Source organism: Streptomyces sp. ATCC 21386 (assembly GCF_018728545.1).
Taxonomy (GTDB): Bacteria; Actinomycetota; Actinomycetes; order Streptomycetales; family Streptomycetaceae; genus Streptomyces.
Genome location: NZ_JAAVVL010000001.1, coordinates 3898385 through 3916087 on the forward strand (window position 1 = coordinate 3898385; position 17703 = coordinate 3916087).

Sequence of the window (17703 nt, forward strand, 5' to 3'; positions counted from 1 at the left end):
AAAAAATCCGGCCAACCGGCAGACTTCCCCGACGGGATGTCATTGGTTCAAGTGCCGGACGGCGGGCGGCAATCTCCCCCAATGAACGGACAACTCCCCCTGTCCGGTTCGCCCCTGGTGTCGTGGGCGCCCGGCCGCCCCTTCGAGATACGTGTGAGTCGGTAGTAGGCTCACGCCGTTTGTTGACGCACATGTGTGCCCCCGGACCTGGCGGGGGTCGAGCTGGGGGAGGCCATGCGCTTTCGCGGGAAATCGATCCGCCGGAAGATCGTGGCGCTGTTGCTCGTGCCCTTGGTGGCCCTGACGGGTGTCTGGACCTTCGCCACGGTGCTGACGGGCCGTGAGGCGAGCGACCTCTTCAGGGTGGCGGACATCGTCGAGCAAGTCGGCTTCCCCACCGAGGACACCATCCGCGTGCTCCAGCAGGAACGCCGTCAGACCCTCGTCTACCTCGCCGACCCCCGGTCCGAAGAGTCGGCCACGGCACTCGACCGCAGCCGGGCGGCCACGGACAAGGCCGTCGCGGAGTTCCGCAAGCACGCCGGGGACGCCGACCTGCAGGACGAGATGGGCGAGTCCGCCTCGCTGCGGCTGACGACGATCCTGGACGCCCTCGACACCCTGCCCTCCCTGCGGACCACCGTCGAGAGCGGCACCGTCACCGTCACCCAGGCCCTCGGCCACTACAACGAACTCGTCGACCCCTGCTTCACCCTGCTGTCCGACCTGCCCGCGCTCGACAGCGTGGAGATGGACAAGCAGGGCCGGGCCCTGGTCAACGTCGGCCGCGCCCGCGAACTCCTCTCCCGCGAGGACGCACTGCTCAGCTCGGTGCTCGTCGCGGACCGCATCACCAAGGAGGAGATCCGCGACTTCTCCGACCTGGTCGCCCAGCGCACCCTGATGTACGACATCAGCCTGCCGCAGCTGCCCACCGCCGACCGCGACCGTTTCGCCGACTACTGGAAGAACGCCAGCACCGCGCCCCTGCGTTCGGTCGAACAGGCCGTCATCGCCTCCGACCCCGGCAGGCCCACCAAGTTCACCGCGAAGAGCTGGGACACCGCGGTCGAACCCGTGCTCGCCGATCTCCGCGACCTCAGCATCGAGGCGGGCGACAGCTACCAGGACCGGGTCCGCCCGCTGGCCACCAACGTCATCCTGAAGGCCGCCGTCGCCGGTGTCCTCGGCCTCTTCGCCCTGCTCGTCTCGCTCTTCATGTCCGTCCGCATCGGCCGCGTCCTCATCCGCGACCTGCGCCGGCTCCGCCAGGAGGCCCACGAGACCGCCGGGGTCCGGCTGCCCAGCGTGATGCGCCGGCTCGCGGCGGGCGAACAGGTCGACGTGGAGACCGAGGTGCCGCACCTCGAGTACGACAAGAACGAGATCGGCGAGGTCAGCCAGGCCCTCAACACCCTGCAGCGGGCGGCCGTCGAGGCCGCTGTCAAGCAGTCCGAACTCCGCAGCGGGATCTCCGAGGTCTTCGTCAACCTCGCCCGGCGCAGCCAGGTGCTGCTGCACAAGCAGCTCACCCTCCTCGACACCATGGAACGCCGGACCGAGGACACCGACGAACTCGCCGACCTGTTCCGTCTGGACCACCTGACGACCCGTATGCGCCGCCACGCCGAGGGTCTGGTCATCCTCTCGGGCGCCGCCCCCTCCCGGCAGTGGCGCAAGCCGATCCAGCTCATGGACGTCGTCCGCGCGGCCGTCGCCGAGGTCGAGGACTACGAGCGGATCGAGGTCCGCCGGCTGCCCCGGGTCGCCGTGACCGGTCCCGCGGTCGCCGACCTCACCCACCTGGTGGCCGAACTCCTCGAGAACGCCACGGTGTTCTCGCCCCCGCACACCGCCGTCCAGGTGCACGGCGAGCGGGTCGCCAACGGCTTCACCCTGGAGATCCACGACCGAGGCCTCGGCATGTCGGCCGAGGCGCTCCTGGACGCCAACCTCAAGCTCGCCGAGACCCCCGACTTCGAACTCTCCGACACCGACCGGCTCGGGCTCTTCGTGGTCAGCCGGCTCGCCCAGCGGCAGAAGGTCCGGGTCTCCCTCCAGCCCTCCCCGTACGGCGGCACGACGGCCGTGGTGTTCATCCCGGACGCCCTGCTCACGGACGACGTCCCCGACACCAACGGCATCGGCTTCCGGCTCGACCGCGCCCACCCCACCCGCGAGGCCGAGCTGGAGGAGGAGCGCAACGCGGCCCTCTCCCAGGTACCGGTCCGGCTCCCGGGGCTCACCGCGGGCATCCTCGACGGCCCGGTGGAACTGGAGGCACCGGTCGACCTGGAGCCCCTGGGCGGCTTCCCCGGCACCCTCGGCGACGAGGAGACCGAGCAGGGCGGGCTGTTCCGGCCCCGGCGTTCCCTCTCCGGGATCACCGACGACCAGCAGCCGGCACGCGACGGTGAAGGACGGCAGGCACCCTTCACCGACCCCGACCCGACGCTCGGCCCCGTGCCGCTGCCCCAGCGCCGGACCCCCCATCTCGTCAGCTCGCACGGCCGTTCGGTGACCGGCGCCAGGGCCAGGCACCCGGAGGACGAGCCCGCGCAGGGCCGTCCGGCGGGCCCCGAGGGCACCGCGGACACTCGCCCGCTCACCGCCCTGCCCCCCGGCGGCCACGACGGCCCCGCGCTGCCCCAGCGCCGCCGCACGACTTCGTCGGGCGGCCCGGCCCCGACGACCTCGCCGTACGGCGCGGGCGAGCCCACCCCGCGCGCGGACATGATGACCGACCAGGCAGAATCAGCTCCGGGCCCGCTGCCCCGTCGTGTCCGACAGGCCAGTCTGGCACCGCAGTTGAAGGAGGGTCCCGACCGGCGTACCGAACGCGAGAGGTCCCGCCCCGAGCGGCACCAGGACCCGGCCGAGCGCGACGCAGACGAGGTACGCAGCCGTATGGCCTCGCTCCAACGGGGTTGGCAGCGTGGCCGCGAGGAGAACGCCGAGGGCGACGGAGCCCAGGGCGTCTCAGCACCACGAGGAACGACTAAGGGGGACGGTCGATGACCGCACCGAAGGCCGAGAGGACCGCGACCGGCACGTCCGGGGAGCTGAACTGGCTCCTGGACGATCTGGTGGAGCGTGTCGCCAGCATCCGCAAGGCGCTCGTGCTCTCCAGCGACGGACTGCCCACGGGCGTCTCCAGGGACCTCACCAGAGAGGACAGCGAGCACCTGGCCGCCGTCTCCTCCGGATTCCACAGCCTCGCCAAGGGCGTCGGTCGCCACTTCGAGGCGGGCAGCGTACGGCAGACCGTCGTCGAGCTCGACGAGGCCTTCCTCTTCGTCACGGCCGCCGGTGACGGCAGCTGCCTCGCCGTCCTCGCCGACTCCGACGCCGACATCGGCCAGGTCGCCTACGAGATGACCCTCCTGGTGAAGCGCGTCGGCGTACATCTGGGATCCGCCCCGCGCACCGACGTGGCCCCGGGCGGGTAGTGGGATGGCATGAGCCGAGACGGTCAGGGAAGAAGCCACTGGTTCGATGACGAGGCCGGACCAGTGGTGCGTCCGTACGCGATGACACGCGGCCGGACCAATCACGCGATCCAGCACCGCCTCGACCTGATCGCCGTCGTCGTCACGGAACCGCACGTGGACGACCCGGAGGAGGACCACTCCCTCTCCCCTGAGCACGTGCGTATCGTCGAGCTCTGCCGCGACACCCCCCAGTCGGTGGCCGAACTGGCCGCCGACCTCGACCTCCCCGTCGGGGTGGTCCGCGTCCTCGTCGGAGATCTCGTGGACGAGGAACTCGTCCACGTGACCCGCCCCGTACCGCCTGCCGAGCTGGTGGACGAGAGCATCCTGCGCGACGTCATCAACGGCCTCCGGGCGCTCTGAGCGGCGCGGAGGCGGAGCGAACACGTGACACACACCCCTTCCAGCTGGAGAAAGACCGATGATCCTCGGGCGCTCTGAGCGCGGCACACCCCCGGTCGAGCCCGTCACGCTCAAGATCCTCGTGGCCGGCGGCTTCGGCGTGGGCAAGACGACCTGTGTCGGCGCGGTCAGCGAGATCAAGCCACTGCGCACCGAGGAGGTGCTCACCGAGGCGGGCCGCCCGGTCGACGACACCAGCGGTGTGGAGAACAAGACGACGACCACCGTCGCCATGGACTTCGGCCGTATCACTCTGCGCGAGGATCTCGTCCTCTACCTCTTCGGCACTCCCGGGCAGGACCGCTTCTGGTTCCTCTGGGACGAACTCGCCTCCGGTGCCCTCGGGGCCGTCGTCCTCGTCGACACCCGCCGCCTGGAGGACTGCTTCGCCGCCGTCGACTACTTCGAGCGGCGTTCCATACCCTTCGTGATCGGCGTCAACTGCTTCGACGACGCGGCGCGTTACCCGGCCGAGACGGTCCGTCAGGCCCTCGACCTCGACCCCGACGTACCGGTCGTCCTGTGCGACGCCCGACAGCGGGACTCGGTCAAGGATGTCCTCGTCGCCGTCGTCCGGCACGCGATGGCCCACGCCTCGGGGCAGCGCCGGACCGTCACCACCTGAGGCACGGCCCGTACCCCCGCCGACAGGGGTACGGGCCGTGGCTTCATGGGCACGCGCGCGGGGAGCCCTGTCCGACGCCGACGTACGCGCGCGTGGGTCTCGCCGTCAGCTCGCGTCGTCCTCGTGCCAGCCGAGGCTCTTCTCCACCGCTTTGCGCCAGTTGTGGTACTCGCGGTCACGCACCGAGGCCTCCATGGCGGGCGTCCACTCGACGTCCCGCTGCCAGTGCGACTTCAGCTCGTCCAGGTCGTTCCACACCCCGGTCGCGAGACCGGCGGCGTACGCGGCCCCCAGACAGGTCGTCTCCGAGACCCGTGGCCGGATCACCGGTACGCCCAGGACGTCCGCCTGGTGCTGCATCAGCAGGTTGTTCTTGGTCATGCCGCCGTCGACCTTGAGCGTCGTGATGGGCACCCCGGAGTCCTGGAACATGGCGTCCACCACCTCCCGCGTCTGCCAGCTCGTCGCCTCCAGCACCGCGCGCGCGAGGTGCGCCTTCGTGACGTACCGCGTCAGCCCGGTCACGACGCCCCGCGCGTCCGAGCGCCAGTAGGGGGCGAACAGACCCGAGAACGCGGGCACGATGTACGCCCCGCCGTTGTCGTCGACGCTCGCCGCGAGGGACTCGATCTCGTCGGCGCTGCGGATGATGCCGAGTTGGTCCCGGAACCATTGCACCAGGGCGCCCGTGATCGCGATCGACCCCTCCAGGCAGTACACCGGTGCCTCCGAGCCGATCTTGTACCCCATGGTGGTGAGCAGCCCGCTCTTCGAGGGGACGGGCCGGTTCCCGGTGTTGAGCAGCAGGAAGCTTCCGGTGCCGTAGGTGTTCTTCGCTGTGCCCACGTCGTAGCAGGCCTGGCCGAACACCGCCGCCTGCTGGTCGCCGAGCGCCGAGGCGACAGGCACGCCGGCGAGGGGCCCGACGGCGGTGCCGTACACCTCGGCGGAGGACCTGATCTCCGGCAGGACCGCCTCCGGGACATCCATCGCGGAGAGGATCGAGGCGTCCCACTGGAGGGTCTCCAGGTTCATCAGCATGGTGCGTCCGGCGTTGGTGACATCGGTGACGTGCCGGCCGCCGTCCGTGCCACCGGTCAGGTTCCAGATCAGCCAGGAGTCGATCGTGCCGAACGCGATCTCGCCGCGCTCGGCACGTCCCCGCAGACCGGGCACGTTGTCGAGCAGCCAGGCGGCCTTCGGACCGGAGAAGTAGCTGGCCAGGGGCAGCCCGGTCTGCTCACGGAAACGGTCCTGCCCGTCCGTGCCGCCGAGTTCGTTGCACAGCGCCGACGTACGGGTGTCCTGCCAGACGATCGCGTTGTGCACGGGCTTGCCCGTCGCCCGGTCCCACAGGACCGTCGTCTCCCGCTGGTTGGTGATGCCGAGCGCGCTGATCTGGTCCGCCCGCAGGCCCGCCTTCGCGATGGCCCCGGCGACGACCGCCTGCACCTTCGACCAGATCTCCGTGGCGTCGTGCTCCACCCACCCCGGCTTGGGGAAGATCTGACGGTGCTCGCGCTGGTCCACGGCGACGATCGCGCCGCCCTGGTCGAAGATGATGCAACGGCTCGAAGTGGTGCCCTGATCGATGGCGGCGACGTACTTCTGGGCGTTGTCCGGCATGACATCCCCTCACGTCTTGCGTCGATTCACGTCTTACGGCGGTGCGTCAGAAGGCTGCGTTGTGGACGAGGCCCGCGAGGACCCCGCCGACCAGGGGGCCGGCCACCGGGATCCAGGCGTAACCCCAGTCCGAGGTGCCCTTGTTGGGGATCGGCAGGAAGGTGTGCACGATGCGCGGGCCGAGGTCACGGGCCGGGTTGATGGCGTAGCCGGTCGGGCCGCCCAGCGAGAGGCCGATCCCGACCACCAGGAACGCCACCAGCAGGACCGAGATCCCGGAGCCGTAGATCCCGGCCTCCTCCCCGGGGATCTGGCCGATGCCGATGCCCGTGTTCCGGCCGAACGCGAGGATCGGCAGCACCAGGGCGATCGTGGCGATGATCTCGGTGATCAGGTTGGCGACGGGGTTCCGGATCTCCGGGATGGTCGAGAAGATCCCGAGGGTCGGCGTCGGTTCGTCCGCCGTTCCCTCCGTGGTGCCCTCCTTGCGGACGTTCGCCTGGAACTGTGCGAGATAGACGAGGTAGGCGAGCAGGGCGCCGATCATCGCGCCGACCATCTGGCCGAGCAGATACACCCACACCTTGTCCCAGGTCTCCGTGTCGACCGCGATCCCGAGGGTCACCGCCGGGTTGAGGTGCCCGCCCGACAGGGGAGCGGCGGTGTAGGCGCCCGCCAGTACCGCGAAGCCCCAGCCGAACGCGATGACGATCCAGCCCGACGCCCTCGCCTTCGAGAACCTGAGAGTGACGGCGGCGCACACACCGGCGCCGAAGAGAATCAGAATCGCCGTACCGATGACCTCACCGACGAATATGTCTCCGTTGCTCATGGCGGCTCCTTGGCCCCGGCCCGGAGCGATCGGCCCCGGACCTCCGTGACGAGCGTGCCGTCGTGGCCGCATCGCCCGTGGGGGATGGCCCGTTGCAGGTGGGGAGCCCGAGCGGCGCGGTGCACAAAGACGCCCGAATCCGGCGATGCCGACCGACACCGGAAGTGTTCACCGGCACCCAGGGGGCGTCAAGGACACGCACAACAACGGTTGAAGGCGCCTACGGGGCGCACACGTCGGCGCGCACGGCAGGCACCGCCCGGCGACCGCTCGTGGGCGCGCGGAGGATCACGCGCCCACGACCACCGACCGAGCCGCCCTCATCGAGCCGCTGCCCTCATCGAGCCGCCCTCGACGAACGGCCCTCACCGACCCGCCCTCGCCGAACGGCCCTCAACGAACCGCGATCACCGCCGACCCGTGCCCGAACAGGCCCTGGTTGGCGCTGAGCCCGACCCGCGCACCCTCGACCTGACGGTCGGTCGCCTCGCCGCGCAACTGCCGGACCAGCTCGCACACCTGGGCGATCGCCTGCGCCGGAACAGCCTCCCCGAAAGAGGCCAGCCCACCGCTGCAGTTCACCGGCACACGGCCGCCCAGCGCCGTCGCACCGTCCCGCAGCAGCTTCGCGGCCTCGCCCTCACCGCACAGCCCCAGATCCTCGTACCACTGCAACTCCAGCGCGGTGGACAGGTCGTAGACCTCGGCGAACGACAGATCCCCGGGCCCGATCCCCGCCTCCTCGTACGCCGCCCGCGCGATCGACGCCCGGAACGTCTCGTCCGGCGGCGAAACCGCGACCGCCGAGTCCGTGGCGATGTCCGGCAGATCCAGCACCGTGTTGGGGTAGCGGGGCGTCACCGTCGACACCGCCCGTATCCGCACCGGCTCGGCCACTCCGTGCCGCCGCGCGAACTCCATGCTGGTCAGCACCAGTGCCGCGCCCCCGTCAGAGGTCGCGCAGATGTCCAGCAGCCGCAGCGGATCGGCGACGACGGCCGAGGCCGCGACCTCCTCCGCCGTGACCCGCCTGCGATACCGCGCGTACGGATTGAGCGCCCCCGCCGCAGAGTTCTTCACCTTGACCCGCGCGAAGTCCTCCGTCGTGTCCCCGTGCACCGCCATCCGCCGCCGCGCGTACAGCGCGAAGTACGTGGGATTGGTGGCACCGAGGACCCGGAACCGCAACCAGTCCGGATCGTCCTCCCGGTCCCCGCCCGCCGGTCGGAAGAACCCTTTCGGAGCCGAGTCCGCGCCCACCACCAGCACCACGTCCGCGAGGCCCGCGAGGATCTGGGCCCTCGCGGTGCCGACCGCCTGCGCCCCGGACGCGCAGGCCGCGTACACGCTCGTGACCCGGGCCCCCTGCCAGCCCAGAGCCTTCGCGAAGGTCGCCCCCGCCACATAGCCCGGATAACCGCCCCGGACGGTGTCCGCGCCGACGATCGAGCCGACGTCCCGCCAGTCGAGGCCCGCGTCGGTCAGCGCCGCGCGCGCGGCCGCCGTCCCGTACTCGACGAAGCTCCTGCCCCACTTGCCCCACGGGTGCATGCCCGCGCCGAGCACCGCCACCTCGCCCGTCATGCCGTCACCCCCGTCGGCCGCCACTGCCAGGTCGTCCAGACCGTCTCCGCGTCCTCGTTCAGGACCCCCTGGACGACCTCCACCTCCATCCCCACCGACAGATCGGCGACGGTGACCCCGGGAACCGCCTGTCCCAGCACCACGAGTCGTTCTTCTGCCAGTTCCACGGCGATCAACGCGTAGGGCTCCCACGGAAGTTCCGGATCGGACACGTAGGGTGACGGAGGCCGGTACCGGCCGTCCGTGTACGACCACACCCGCCCCCGGCGCGACAGCGGGACCTCGCGCAGCTCACCCCCCGGACAGCCCGGATTGCGACAGAAGACGTCCTCACGGGGGAAGAACACCGAGGCGCACGCCGCGCAGCGTGTGCCGAGCAGCCGGAACCCCTCGCCCTCCCCGGTGAACCAGCCCGCGACCACAGGTGTGCGACTCCGCGACAAAGTCCCTCCCGGCGAACGGATCTGATGAACCGTCAGAAAGTTTGGCACGGGCATCCGGAATTGGGCAGCCCTTCGGAGAACCGACGAGCCCCTCCCGGCGTCGCTGTATCGGGAGGGCCGGCCGGGGCTCACGGGGGTGGTTCCGGCCGGCCCTCCCCTGTGCGGGCGCGCCACGGTATGGCGCATAGAGCCGCCCCGACGAGACGACCAGCAGATGATCGGATACAGTCCGCCGCGTGTCCGCTAATCCACACCCACCCGCCAACTTCGCACCGGACTCGCACTGTTCGAGCTGCGGAGCGCCCTACGGAGAGGGCGTTTCCGGCTGGCCCCGCACCTGCGAGGCCTGCCACTCAGTGGCCTACCGCAATCCGCTCCCCGTCGCGGTGGCCCTCCAGCCCGTGTACGACACCCAGGGCACCGCCCTCGTGGTGATCACACGGACCATCGCCCCCGCGCGCGGGGGCACCGCCCTGCCCGGCGGCTTCATCGACCACCGGGAGGACTGGCGCCACGCCGTCGCCCGTGAACTCAAGGAGGAGACGGGTATCTGCGTGGCCGACCGCGACGTACGCCTCGCCGACGCCATGAGCTCGCCCGCCGGTCATCTCCTGCTCTTCGGGCTCCTCCCGGAGCGCCCGGCCGCCGGCCTCCCGGCGCCCGTCGCCACCGACGAGACGGAGGGCTGGCACCTGCTGCGCAGACCCACCGAACTCGCCTTCCCCCTGCACACCCTGGCCGTCCAGGCGTTCTTCGACGGCCGCTACATCTGAGCCGAAGCCACACCCGAGCCACCACCGGGCTCACCCACGGTCGAGCCCGCGCACCTGCACGGGATACGCGGGCTCGACCGGACCCTCGTCCCCCTCCCGCTCCACGATCAGCCGCGGCCCCTCCCAACGCGCCGTGTACCGCTCGACCTCCGGCTCGTCCCAGCCGTCTCCGGCGTCCGGCACCACGAGCCCGCCCCCCGTCCGCCCGCGCGCGGGTGCCCACACCTCCAGCTCCAGGCCGCCGTCGGCGCCCCGGACCGGCAGCACGGCACCCGCGCGCGCCAGTACCGGGACACGCGACAGCGGCGCGTCCAGCAGCACCTGTCCCGGTCCCTGGTACGCCCGCCCCGTCACCGTGTCGTACCAACGGCCCCGCGGCAGCCGCACCGCCCGCCGCTCCACGCCCGACTCCAGCACCGGCGCCACCAGCAGACCGTCTCCCAGGAGAAACGCGTCCTCACAGTCGCGCAGCGCCCGGTCCTCCGGGGCGCCCCACCACAACGGACGCACATACGGCGCCCCCGTACGACGTGCCAGATGGGCCAGCGTCATGAAGTACGGCGCCAGCCGCCGCCGCTCGACGAGCGCCACGCGCGCGTGCTCGACGATCTCGTCCCCGAACTCCCACGGCTCGCGCCGCCCCGCCCGCAGACTCGCGTGCGTACGGAACAGCGGCAGATACGCGCCGAGCTGGAACCACCGCAGAAACAGCTCCGGCGAGGGACTCCCGTCGAACCCGCCCACGTCCGGCCCCGAGTACGGCACCCCGCACAGCCCCAGCCCCAGCACCAGCGCGAGCGACGCCCGCAGCCCCGGCCAGCCGGTCGCCACGTCCCCCGACCACGTCCCGCCGTAGCGCTGCATACCGGCCCACCCGGAGCGCGAGAAGACGAACGGCCGCTCCTCGGGCACCAGCTCACGCAGCGCCTCGTACCCCGCGCGGGCCATGCAGAGCGCGTACACGTTGTGCGCCTCGCGATGATCACCGCCCCGGCCCTCCAGATCGTGCCGGGCCGACCGGGGCAGCGTGTTCTCCCCGAACGCCGTGAACGACGTCGGCTCGTTCATGTCGTGCCAGAACCCCGCGAAGCCCTGCGCCAGCCGCTCCTCGTAGAGACCGCCCCACCACGCGCGCGTACGCGCGCGTGTGAAGTCCGGGAAGACCGAATCCCCGGGCCACACGAGCCCCTCCACGACCTTCCCGGTGGCGTCGCGCACGAAGGCGTCCTCGGCCGTCCCGCTGTCGTACACCGCGTCGCCCGGCCGCGCACCGACCGCCGCGTCCACGATCGACACCAGCCGGATCCCCTCCCGCCGCAACTCGTCGGCGAGCACCGGCAGCTTCGGGAAGTTCTCCGCGTCGACCGTGAAGACCCGGTGGGCGTCGTAGTGGTCGATGTCCAGATGAACCGCGTCGAGCGGCAGCCCGTGCTCCCGGTAGCCCGCGACGATCCGCCGCACCTCCTGCTCGCTCCCGAAGCCCCACCGCGCGTGATGATGGCCCAACGCCCACGCCGGCGGCAGCGCCGGAGCGCCCGTCAGCGCGGCCCAGGCGTGCAGCACGCGCGCGGGCGTACCGACTATCACCCAGCAGCGCAGCGGGCCGCCGTCCATCCGCAGCTCTGAGGCGCCGGCCCGGTCGTGCCCGGACCCGGCGCCCTCCTCGCCCTCCCGCAGCGTCACCGTGCCGTCCCAGGTGGTGTCGTGGAACACCAGATGCGTGGCCGCGTCCGCCACCACCATCTGGACCGGCATCGTGATGTACAGCGGGTCGTCGCCCGGCGCGAACGGACGACCGGGGTCCGTGTTCCACAGCCGATACGTTCCGCCCCGCAGCCGGGGACCCGACGCCCGTCCGCCCAGACCGAAGAACCGCGCGTCGGCCGCCACCTCCGACCGCTGCACCCACCGCGCCTCACCCCCACCCACCGGCTCCCACCATCGGGGCGGCAGATCACGCCGCAGGACCACTCCACCAGGCGTACGCACCTCCACGGCGCCCAGCCGCGACACCACGACCGTGACGCGCTCGGCCACGACCCGCCAGGCGCCGTCCTTGTCCGGCTCCAGCACGGCCCGCGGGTCCGGCTCCGGGCACCGGCCCGCCAGCGCGTACGACGGCTCGGGGCCGGCCCCGTCCCAGCCCCAGAAGACCGCGCCGTGCACATCGACGGTGACCCGCAGCTCGGACCTGCTGAACCGCACGACCCCGCCGCCGGGCCCCGGCTCCACACCCACCACCGGCCCCGGCACCCTGGCACGCTCGGCCCCCCGCGCCGGCAGAGCGGCCGCGTCGGCACGCCTCCTGCGCCATGCGGCCCGCACGGTGCGCAGCCCCTGCGCCGCCCCCGCCGAACCGATCGATTTCACCGAACGCACCAGGTCACGACCGTTCATGACGCTCACCATGCCATCCGCCGGACGATTCGTGTGAACCGTTCAACTCCCGTTCACCCACCGTCCCAGCACATGTTCACGCCGCCGTCCGGCAGCGGCTCACCCTGGTGCGGAAGTCGATCACATGGCATCGTCCGTGTCAGCCGCGTCACGCGCACACCCCTGCCCGTGCGCGCCCGACGCACACCACGCGCACAGTCCCGGGAGCCGCCCCATGACCTCAGCGAACCCCTCGCCGCTCTGGCAGCCCGACGCGGACCGCATCGCCCGGGCCCGGATCACCGCGTTCCAGTCCTGGGCGGCCGAACATCACGGAGCCCCCGCCGAGGGCGGCTACCCGGCTCTGCACCGCTGGTCCGTCGACGAACTCGAGACGTTCTGGAAAGCCGTCACCGAATGGTTCGACGTACGGTTCTCCACCCCCTACGCGCGCGTGCTCGGCGACCGCGCCATGCCCGGCGCCGCATGGTTCCCCGGCGCCACCCTCAACTACGCCGAACACGCACTCCGCGCTGCCGACGCCCGCGCCGACGAACCGGCCCTGCTCCACGTCGACGAGACCCACGAACCCCGCCCCGTGACCTGGGCGGAGCTGCGCCGCCAGGTCGCCTCGCTCGCCGCCGAGCTGCGCGCCCTCGGCGTACGCCCGGGGGACCGCATCAGCGGGTACCTCCCGAACATCCCGCAGGCCGTCGTCGCCCTCCTCGCCACGGCCGCCGTGGGCGGCGTCTGGACCTCCTGCGCACCGGACTTCGGCGCCCGCAGCGTCCTCGACCGCTTCCAGCAGGTCGAGCCCGTCGTCCTGTTCACCGTCGACGGCTACCGCTACGGCGGCAAGGAACACGACCGCCGCGACGTCGTCGCCGAACTCCGCCGCGAACTGCCCACCCTGCGCGCCGTGGTCCACATCCCCGTCCTCGGCACCGACGCCCCCGAGGGTGCCCTGGAGTGGTCCGCCCTGACCTCCGCGGACGTGGCACCCACCTTCGAACAGGTCCCGTTCGACCACCCCCTGTGGGTGCTCTACTCCTCCGGCACCACCGGCCTGCCCAAAGCCCTCGTCCAGTCCCAGGGCGGCATCCTCCTCGAACACCTCAAACAACTCGGCCTGCACTGCGACCTCGGCCCCGAGGACCGCTTCTTCTGGTACACCTCCACCGGCTGGATGATGTGGAACTTCCTCGTCTCCGGCCTCCTCACCGGCACCACCGTCGTCCTGTACGACGGCAGCCCCGGGTACCCCGACACGGGCGCCCAGTGGAGCGTCGCCGAACGCACCGGCGCCACCCTCTTCGGCACCTCCGCCGCCTACGTGATGGCCTGCGGCAAGGCCGGCGTCCACCCCGGCCGCGACTACGACCTCTCCCGCGTCCAGTGCGTCGGCACCACCGGCTCCCCGCTCCCGCCCGACGGCTTCCGGTGGCTCCACGACGAGGTCCGCGAGGACCTCTGGATCGCCTCCGTCAGCGGCGGCACCGACGTGTGCTCCTGCTTCGCGGGAGCCGTCCCCACCCTCCCCGTCCACATCGGCGAACTCCAGGCCCCCTGCCTCGGCACCGACCTGCAGTCCTGGGACCCCAGCGGCAAACCCCTCGTCGACGAGGTCGGCGAACTCGTCGTCACCAACCCCATGCCGTCCATGCCGATCCACTTCTGGAACGACCCCGACGGCACCCGCTACCACGACAGCTACTTCGACACCTACCCCGGCGTCTGGCGCCACGGCGACTGGATCACCCTCACCGCCCGAGGCTCCGTCGTGATCCACGGCCGCTCCGACTCCACCCTCAACCGCCAGGGCGTCCGCATGGGGTCGGCCGACATCTACGAAGCCGTCGAACGCCTGCCCGAGATCAAGGAGTCCCTCGTCGTCGGCATCGAAGAGCCCGACGGCGGCTACTGGATGCCCCTCTTCGTCCAACTCGCCCCGGGCGCAACCCTCGACGAGGCCCTCCTCGCCCGCATCAAAAGCACCATCCGCGAACAGCTCTCACCCCGCCACGTCCCCGACGAGGTCATCGAAGTCCCCGGCGTCCCGCACACCCTCACCGGCAAACGCATCGAGGTCCCCGTCAAACGCCTCCTCCAGGGCACCCCTCTGGAAAAGGCGGTCAACCCCGGCTCCATCGACAACCTCGACCTCCTGCGCTTCTACGAGGACCTGGCCCGTCGGCGGCCCTGACCCCGCTCGCGACTGCGTTGTCAGTGCCCTCGATTACTGTGAGTGAGCATTGATCGACCGTTCGCACAGGGGGAAGACATGGCACACACCAGCCACCAGAGCATGCGACGCGTCCTGCGCCGCGAGATCGCGGGCACCATCGGCCTGCTGGCCGACGAACACGACTTCACGGCGATGCGCCGCTACCGCAGCTTCACCTTCGACGACCACACGACCTACCTCCGACAGGTGGAAGCCCTGCTCCGGACCCTCTCCGCGCAGGGCAACCACACCACGGTCGCCCTCTTCGACCCCGAGGAGTACGCCGAGTTCTGCGCCGACACCGGCCTCGAACCCGACACCCCCTCCAGCCGCACCCGCTTCACCGCGGAGCTGGCAGCGACGGGCGCCGCCGTGCCGTACGAAGGACAACCCCTCGCCGAGCTCGTCCCCGGCCTCATCGAGGAGGCCGTTCGCCTCGCCACCTGGGAGTACGCCACCACCCGCCTCGCCCAGATCGGCGACTGCGCCTCCTGCGGTGAGGACGTCGGACGCGCGGCCTTCTCCCGCGCCATGCACCTGCTCAAGCGCATCCTCGACACCGCGGGCCCGGGCGAGCGCCACCTGGTCTGCAGCGTCTCGGCCGAACCCCAGGCACTGGCCGCCGTCCTCCACGTCGACCAGAGCACCGAAGGAACCACCCGGCTCGACGAGGCCGAAGCCCTGGAGTTCGCCACCGTCCTCGCCCTCGGCCTCGCCACCCGGAGCCCCGGCGGTCTCGTCATGCGCACCACCGCCCCGGACCGGACCGACCGCGTCTACGGCTGGCGCCTGCACGGCGACGACCTCGCACCCCTCACCGCGGGAGAGGTCTTCGACGCCTACTGCACCGACATGGAATCCGGAGACCTCGTCTCCCCGGAGTCCGGCGTCGACTACTGCACCCCACCCGACCTCGGCGACGACCTCGGCAGGGGAGGCGCGACGCCGCACGGCCACGCCCACTGAACGGGCGAGGGGCGCCCCACCCAAGGTGGAGCGCCCCTCGACGTCGGCCGAATCCTCCCGGGCTACTCGCCCGACAGCACCGCCTGCGCGGCGCCACGCGCCTCCTCGGCCGTGTCCGCCGCCCGCGCGGCGGCCGCCGCCCGCTCGCACTGCGCCAGCGTGTACTTCGCCAGAGTCGCCCGCACATACGGAATCGACGCCGCACCCATGGACAGGGAGGTGACACCCAGACCGGTCAGCACACACGCGAGCAGCGGATCCGACGCCGCCTCGCCGCAGACGCCACAGCTCTTGCCCTCGGCCTTCGCCGCCTCGGCGGACAGCGCGACGAGGTCGAGCAGCGCCGGCTGCCACGGGTCCTGGAGCCGCGACACCGCCCCCACCTGCCGGTCGGCCGCGAACGTGTACTGCGCGAGGTCGTTCGTCCCCAGGGAGAGGAACTCCACCTCCCGCAGGATCGACCGCGCCCGCAGCGCCGCCGACGGGATCTCCACCATGGCACCGAACTTGGCCCGCAGCCCCGCCTCCCGACACGCGTCGGCGAACGCCTTGGCGTCCGTGCGGTCCGCGACCATCGGCGCCATGACCTCGAGATGGACCGGCAGACCCTCGGCGGCCTTGGCGAGCGCAGTCAACTGGGTCCGCAACACCTCGGGATGATCGAGGAGCGTCCGCAGACCACGCACACCGAGCGCCGGGTTCGGCTCGTCGGCCGGGGTGAGGAACTCCAGCGGCTTGTCGGCGCCGGCGTCCAGGACCCGCACGACCACACGCCCCTCGGGGAAGGCCTCCAGCACCTTGCGGTACGCCTCGACCTGCTTCTCCTCGGACGGCGCCGCCTTGCTGTCGTCCAGGAAGAGGAACTCGGTCCGGAACAGACCGACGCCCTCGGCCCCGGCTTCCACGGCCGCCGGCACATCGGCGGGGCCGCCCACGTTGGCCAGCAACGGAACCCGGTGTCCGTCGGAGGTCGCACCGGGCCCGCTCGACGCGGCCAGCGCGGCCTTGCGCGCCGCCGCGGCGGCCTCCAGCTCGGCCTTCTTCTCCGCACTCGGATTCACGAAGATCTCACCGGTGCTGCCGTCCACGGCGATCACGGTGCCCTCGGCGAGTTCCCCGGCCCCCGGCAGCGCCACCACGGCCGGCACCCCGAGCGCCCGCGCCAGGATCGCACTGTGGCTGGTCGGCCCACCCTCCTCGGTGACGAAACCGAGGACGAGCGTCGGGTCGAGCAGCGCCGTGTCCGCGGGTGCCAGGTCACGGGCGATCAGGACGTACGGCTCGTCGCTGTCCGGTACCCCCGGCATCGGAACCCCGAGCAACCGGGCGACGATACGATTCCGCACATCGTCGAGGTCCGCCACGCGACCCGCTAGGTACTCGCCGGCCCCGGCCAGCAGCGCCCGGTACGCGGCGAAGGCGTCGTAGACACCACGCTCCGCCGTGCTCCCCACGGCGATACGTCGCTCAACATCCGCCATCAGCTCAGGGTCCTGGGCCATCAGCGCCTGGGCCTCCAGGACGGCTTGGGCCTCGCCACCGGCCAGATTGCCGCGCGCGATCAGATCGGCGGCCACGGCGTCCACGGCCTTACGGGCTCGACCCTGCTCGCGCTCCGCGTCCTCCGCCGCAATCTGCTTGGCGGGCGGCTCCAGCACCGCCGTTCCCATATGCCGAACCTCGCCGATCGCCACACCGTGGCTCACACCGACGCCTCGCAGCGTTGTCTCCATCTCACCTGTCTCCGTTAGTGCGACGGTTCCGGCCGCCGCGGTGGTTGTGGAACTCGGGGTCCAGTACGGCCTCTGGCCTCACCGCCAGCCGAAGAGGGTGTCGCCGGCCTTCACCTCGCCGTCGTCGCGGAGCTCGGTGAGGGAGTCTGCCGTGGCCTCCAGGGCCACCACGGGGCAGACCGGCGACTTGCCCGCGGCCTCCACGGCGGCGGGGTTCCAGCGCACCACGGCCTGACCCCGCCGTACGGTGTCGCCCTTGTTCACGAGCAGCTCGAACCCCTCACCGTTGAGCTGCACGGTGTCGATCCCGAGATGCGTCAGCACGCCGTGCCCCTCGCCGTCCACCACGACGAACGCGTGCGGGTGCAGGGAGACGATGACCCCGTCGACGGGAGCGACGGCCTCTCCTGCCTCACGCTCGGGGTCGATCGCCGTGCCGGGGCCGACCATCGCCCCCGAGAACACGGGATCCGGTACGGCGGCCAGGCCGATGGCGCGTCCTGCGAGAGGGGACGTCACGGTGGTCATGGGAAGCCTCCCAGATGGAGATCTATGAGGACACCGTCCCCGCTTGTCCCGGGACGGCGCTCTGAGCAGCAGGGTAGTCAGTTGAAGTACCCGTTCCGCA

Annotated in this window: 14 protein-coding genes; 7 read left to right on the plus strand and 7 right to left on the minus strand. The window is 71.5% G+C overall.

Translation table 11 applies throughout. From position 1 onward, the window contains the following. Positions 1-234 precede the first annotated feature (234 nt). Genes GWK25_RS17045 through GWK25_RS17060 form a run of 4 tightly spaced genes read left to right on the plus strand, consistent with a single transcriptional unit; the run spans position 235 to position 4518 of the window. Entirely contained in the window at positions 235-3018 is a 2784-nt protein-coding gene (locus tag GWK25_RS17045; RefSeq protein WP_215451053.1) for a nitrate- and nitrite sensing domain-containing protein, read from the plus strand. Beyond that, positions 3015-3449, plus strand: coding sequence for a roadblock/LC7 domain-containing protein (locus GWK25_RS17050; protein WP_215451054.1), 435 nt, complete (start codon positions 3015-3017; stop codon positions 3447-3449). The genes GWK25_RS17045 and GWK25_RS17050 overlap by 4 nt, the downstream gene beginning before the upstream one ends. A 9-nt stretch (positions 3450-3458) precedes the next feature. Beyond that, the gene (locus GWK25_RS17055; RefSeq protein ID WP_005485618.1) at positions 3459-3854 is read left to right on the plus strand and encodes a DUF742 domain-containing protein; all 396 of its coding nucleotides are present in this window, start codon (positions 3459-3461) and stop codon (positions 3852-3854) included. Positions 3855-3912: 58 nt separating this feature from the next. Next, positions 3913-4518, plus strand: a complete 606-nt coding sequence (locus GWK25_RS17060; protein WP_215451055.1) for an ATP/GTP-binding protein — start codon at positions 3913-3915, stop codon at positions 4516-4518. 105 nt (positions 4519-4623) lie between these two features. Here GWK25_RS17060 and glpK read toward each other — a convergent pair whose 3' ends face one another. The 4 genes from glpK to GWK25_RS17080 form a co-directional block, all read right to left on the minus strand. Beyond that, on the minus strand, positions 4624-6144 hold the full coding sequence (gene glpK, locus GWK25_RS17065; protein WP_215451056.1) for a glycerol kinase GlpK: 1521 nt from the start codon (positions 6142-6144) through the stop codon (positions 4624-4626). Positions 6145-6190: 46 nt separating this feature from the next. Beyond that, on the minus strand, positions 6191-6976 hold the full coding sequence (locus GWK25_RS17070) for an MIP/aquaporin family protein (protein ID WP_215451057.1): 786 nt from the start codon (positions 6974-6976) through the stop codon (positions 6191-6193). Between the two features lie 393 nt (positions 6977-7369). Further along, positions 7370-8560, minus strand: a complete 1191-nt coding sequence (locus GWK25_RS17075; RefSeq protein WP_215451058.1) for a lipid-transfer protein — start codon at positions 8558-8560, stop codon at positions 7370-7372. After that, entirely contained in the window at positions 8557-8982 is a 426-nt protein-coding gene (locus tag GWK25_RS17080) for a zinc ribbon domain-containing protein (RefSeq protein ID WP_215457404.1), read from the minus strand. Before GWK25_RS17080 ends, GWK25_RS17075 begins: the two co-directional genes overlap by 4 nt. 257 nt (positions 8983-9239) lie before the next feature. Here GWK25_RS17080 and GWK25_RS17085 point away from each other — a divergent pair, with 257 nt between their 5' ends. Further along, positions 9240-9776 carry an NUDIX domain-containing protein gene (locus GWK25_RS17085; RefSeq protein ID WP_215451059.1) on the plus strand — a complete coding sequence of 179 codons (537 nt, stop codon included), beginning with the start codon at positions 9240-9242 and terminating at the stop codon, positions 9774-9776. Positions 9777-9806: 30 nt separating this feature from the next. On the opposite strand, the gene GWK25_RS17090 is transcribed toward GWK25_RS17085, so the two are convergent. Further along, positions 9807-12173 carry a glycoside hydrolase family 31 protein gene (locus GWK25_RS17090; protein ID WP_215451060.1) on the minus strand — a complete coding sequence of 789 codons (2367 nt, stop codon included), beginning with the start codon at positions 12171-12173 and terminating at the stop codon, positions 9807-9809. 214 nt (positions 12174-12387) lie between these two features. On the opposite strand from GWK25_RS17090, the gene GWK25_RS17095 reads away from it, so the two are divergent. Both GWK25_RS17095 and GWK25_RS17100 read left to right on the plus strand, forming a co-directional pair. Further along, positions 12388-14355, plus strand: a complete 1968-nt coding sequence (locus GWK25_RS17095; RefSeq protein WP_215451061.1) for an acetoacetate--CoA ligase — start codon at positions 12388-12390, stop codon at positions 14353-14355. Between the two features lie 78 nt (positions 14356-14433). Then, on the plus strand, positions 14434-15342 hold the full coding sequence (locus GWK25_RS17100; protein WP_215451062.1) for a hypothetical protein: 909 nt from the start codon (positions 14434-14436) through the stop codon (positions 15340-15342). A gap of 62 nt (positions 15343-15404) precedes the next feature. Here the strand turns inward: GWK25_RS17100 and ptsP are convergent, their stop codons facing one another. Both ptsP and GWK25_RS17110 read right to left on the minus strand, forming a co-directional pair. Then, on the minus strand, positions 15405-17075 hold the full coding sequence (gene ptsP, locus GWK25_RS17105) for a phosphoenolpyruvate--protein phosphotransferase (protein ID WP_215451063.1): 1671 nt from the start codon (positions 17073-17075) through the stop codon (positions 15405-15407). A gap of 78 nt (positions 17076-17153) precedes the next feature. Further along, positions 17154-17603, minus strand: coding sequence for a PTS glucose transporter subunit IIA (locus GWK25_RS17110; protein ID WP_215451064.1), 450 nt, complete (start codon positions 17601-17603; stop codon positions 17154-17156). Positions 17604-17703 lie beyond the last annotated feature (100 nt).

Bases quoted from the DNA above. Each gene is read 5' to 3' on its own strand.
- GWK25_RS17045 (WP_215451053.1), top strand. From the start codon at position 235: ATGCGCTTTCGCGGGAAATCGATCCGCCGGAAGATCGTGGCGCTGTTG.
- GWK25_RS17050 (WP_215451054.1), top strand. From the start codon at position 3,015: ATGACCGCACCGAAGGCCGAGAGGACCGCGACCGGCACGTCCGGGGAG.
- GWK25_RS17055 (WP_005485618.1), top strand. From the start codon at position 3,459: ATGAGCCGAGACGGTCAGGGAAGAAGCCACTGGTTCGATGACGAGGCC.
- GWK25_RS17060 (WP_215451055.1), top strand. From the start codon at position 3,913: ATGATCCTCGGGCGCTCTGAGCGCGGCACACCCCCGGTCGAGCCCGTC.
- glpK (WP_215451056.1), bottom strand. From the start codon at position 6,144: ATGCCGGACAACGCCCAGAAGTACGTCGCCGCCATCGATCAGGGCACC.
- GWK25_RS17070 (WP_215451057.1), bottom strand. From the start codon at position 6,976: ATGAGCAACGGAGACATATTCGTCGGTGAGGTCATCGGTACGGCGATT.
- GWK25_RS17075 (WP_215451058.1), bottom strand. From the start codon at position 8,560: ATGACGGGCGAGGTGGCGGTGCTCGGCGCGGGCATGCACCCGTGGGGC.
- GWK25_RS17090 (WP_215451060.1), bottom strand. From the start codon at position 12,173: ATGAACGGTCGTGACCTGGTGCGTTCGGTGAAATCGATCGGTTCGGCG.
- GWK25_RS17095 (WP_215451061.1), top strand. From the start codon at position 12,388: ATGACCTCAGCGAACCCCTCGCCGCTCTGGCAGCCCGACGCGGACCGC.
- GWK25_RS17100 (WP_215451062.1), top strand. From the start codon at position 14,434: ATGGCACACACCAGCCACCAGAGCATGCGACGCGTCCTGCGCCGCGAG.
- ptsP (WP_215451063.1), bottom strand. From the start codon at position 17,075: ATGGAGACAACGCTGCGAGGCGTCGGTGTGAGCCACGGTGTGGCGATC.
- GWK25_RS17110 (WP_215451064.1), bottom strand. From the start codon at position 17,603: ATGACCACCGTGACGTCCCCTCTCGCAGGACGCGCCATCGGCCTGGCC.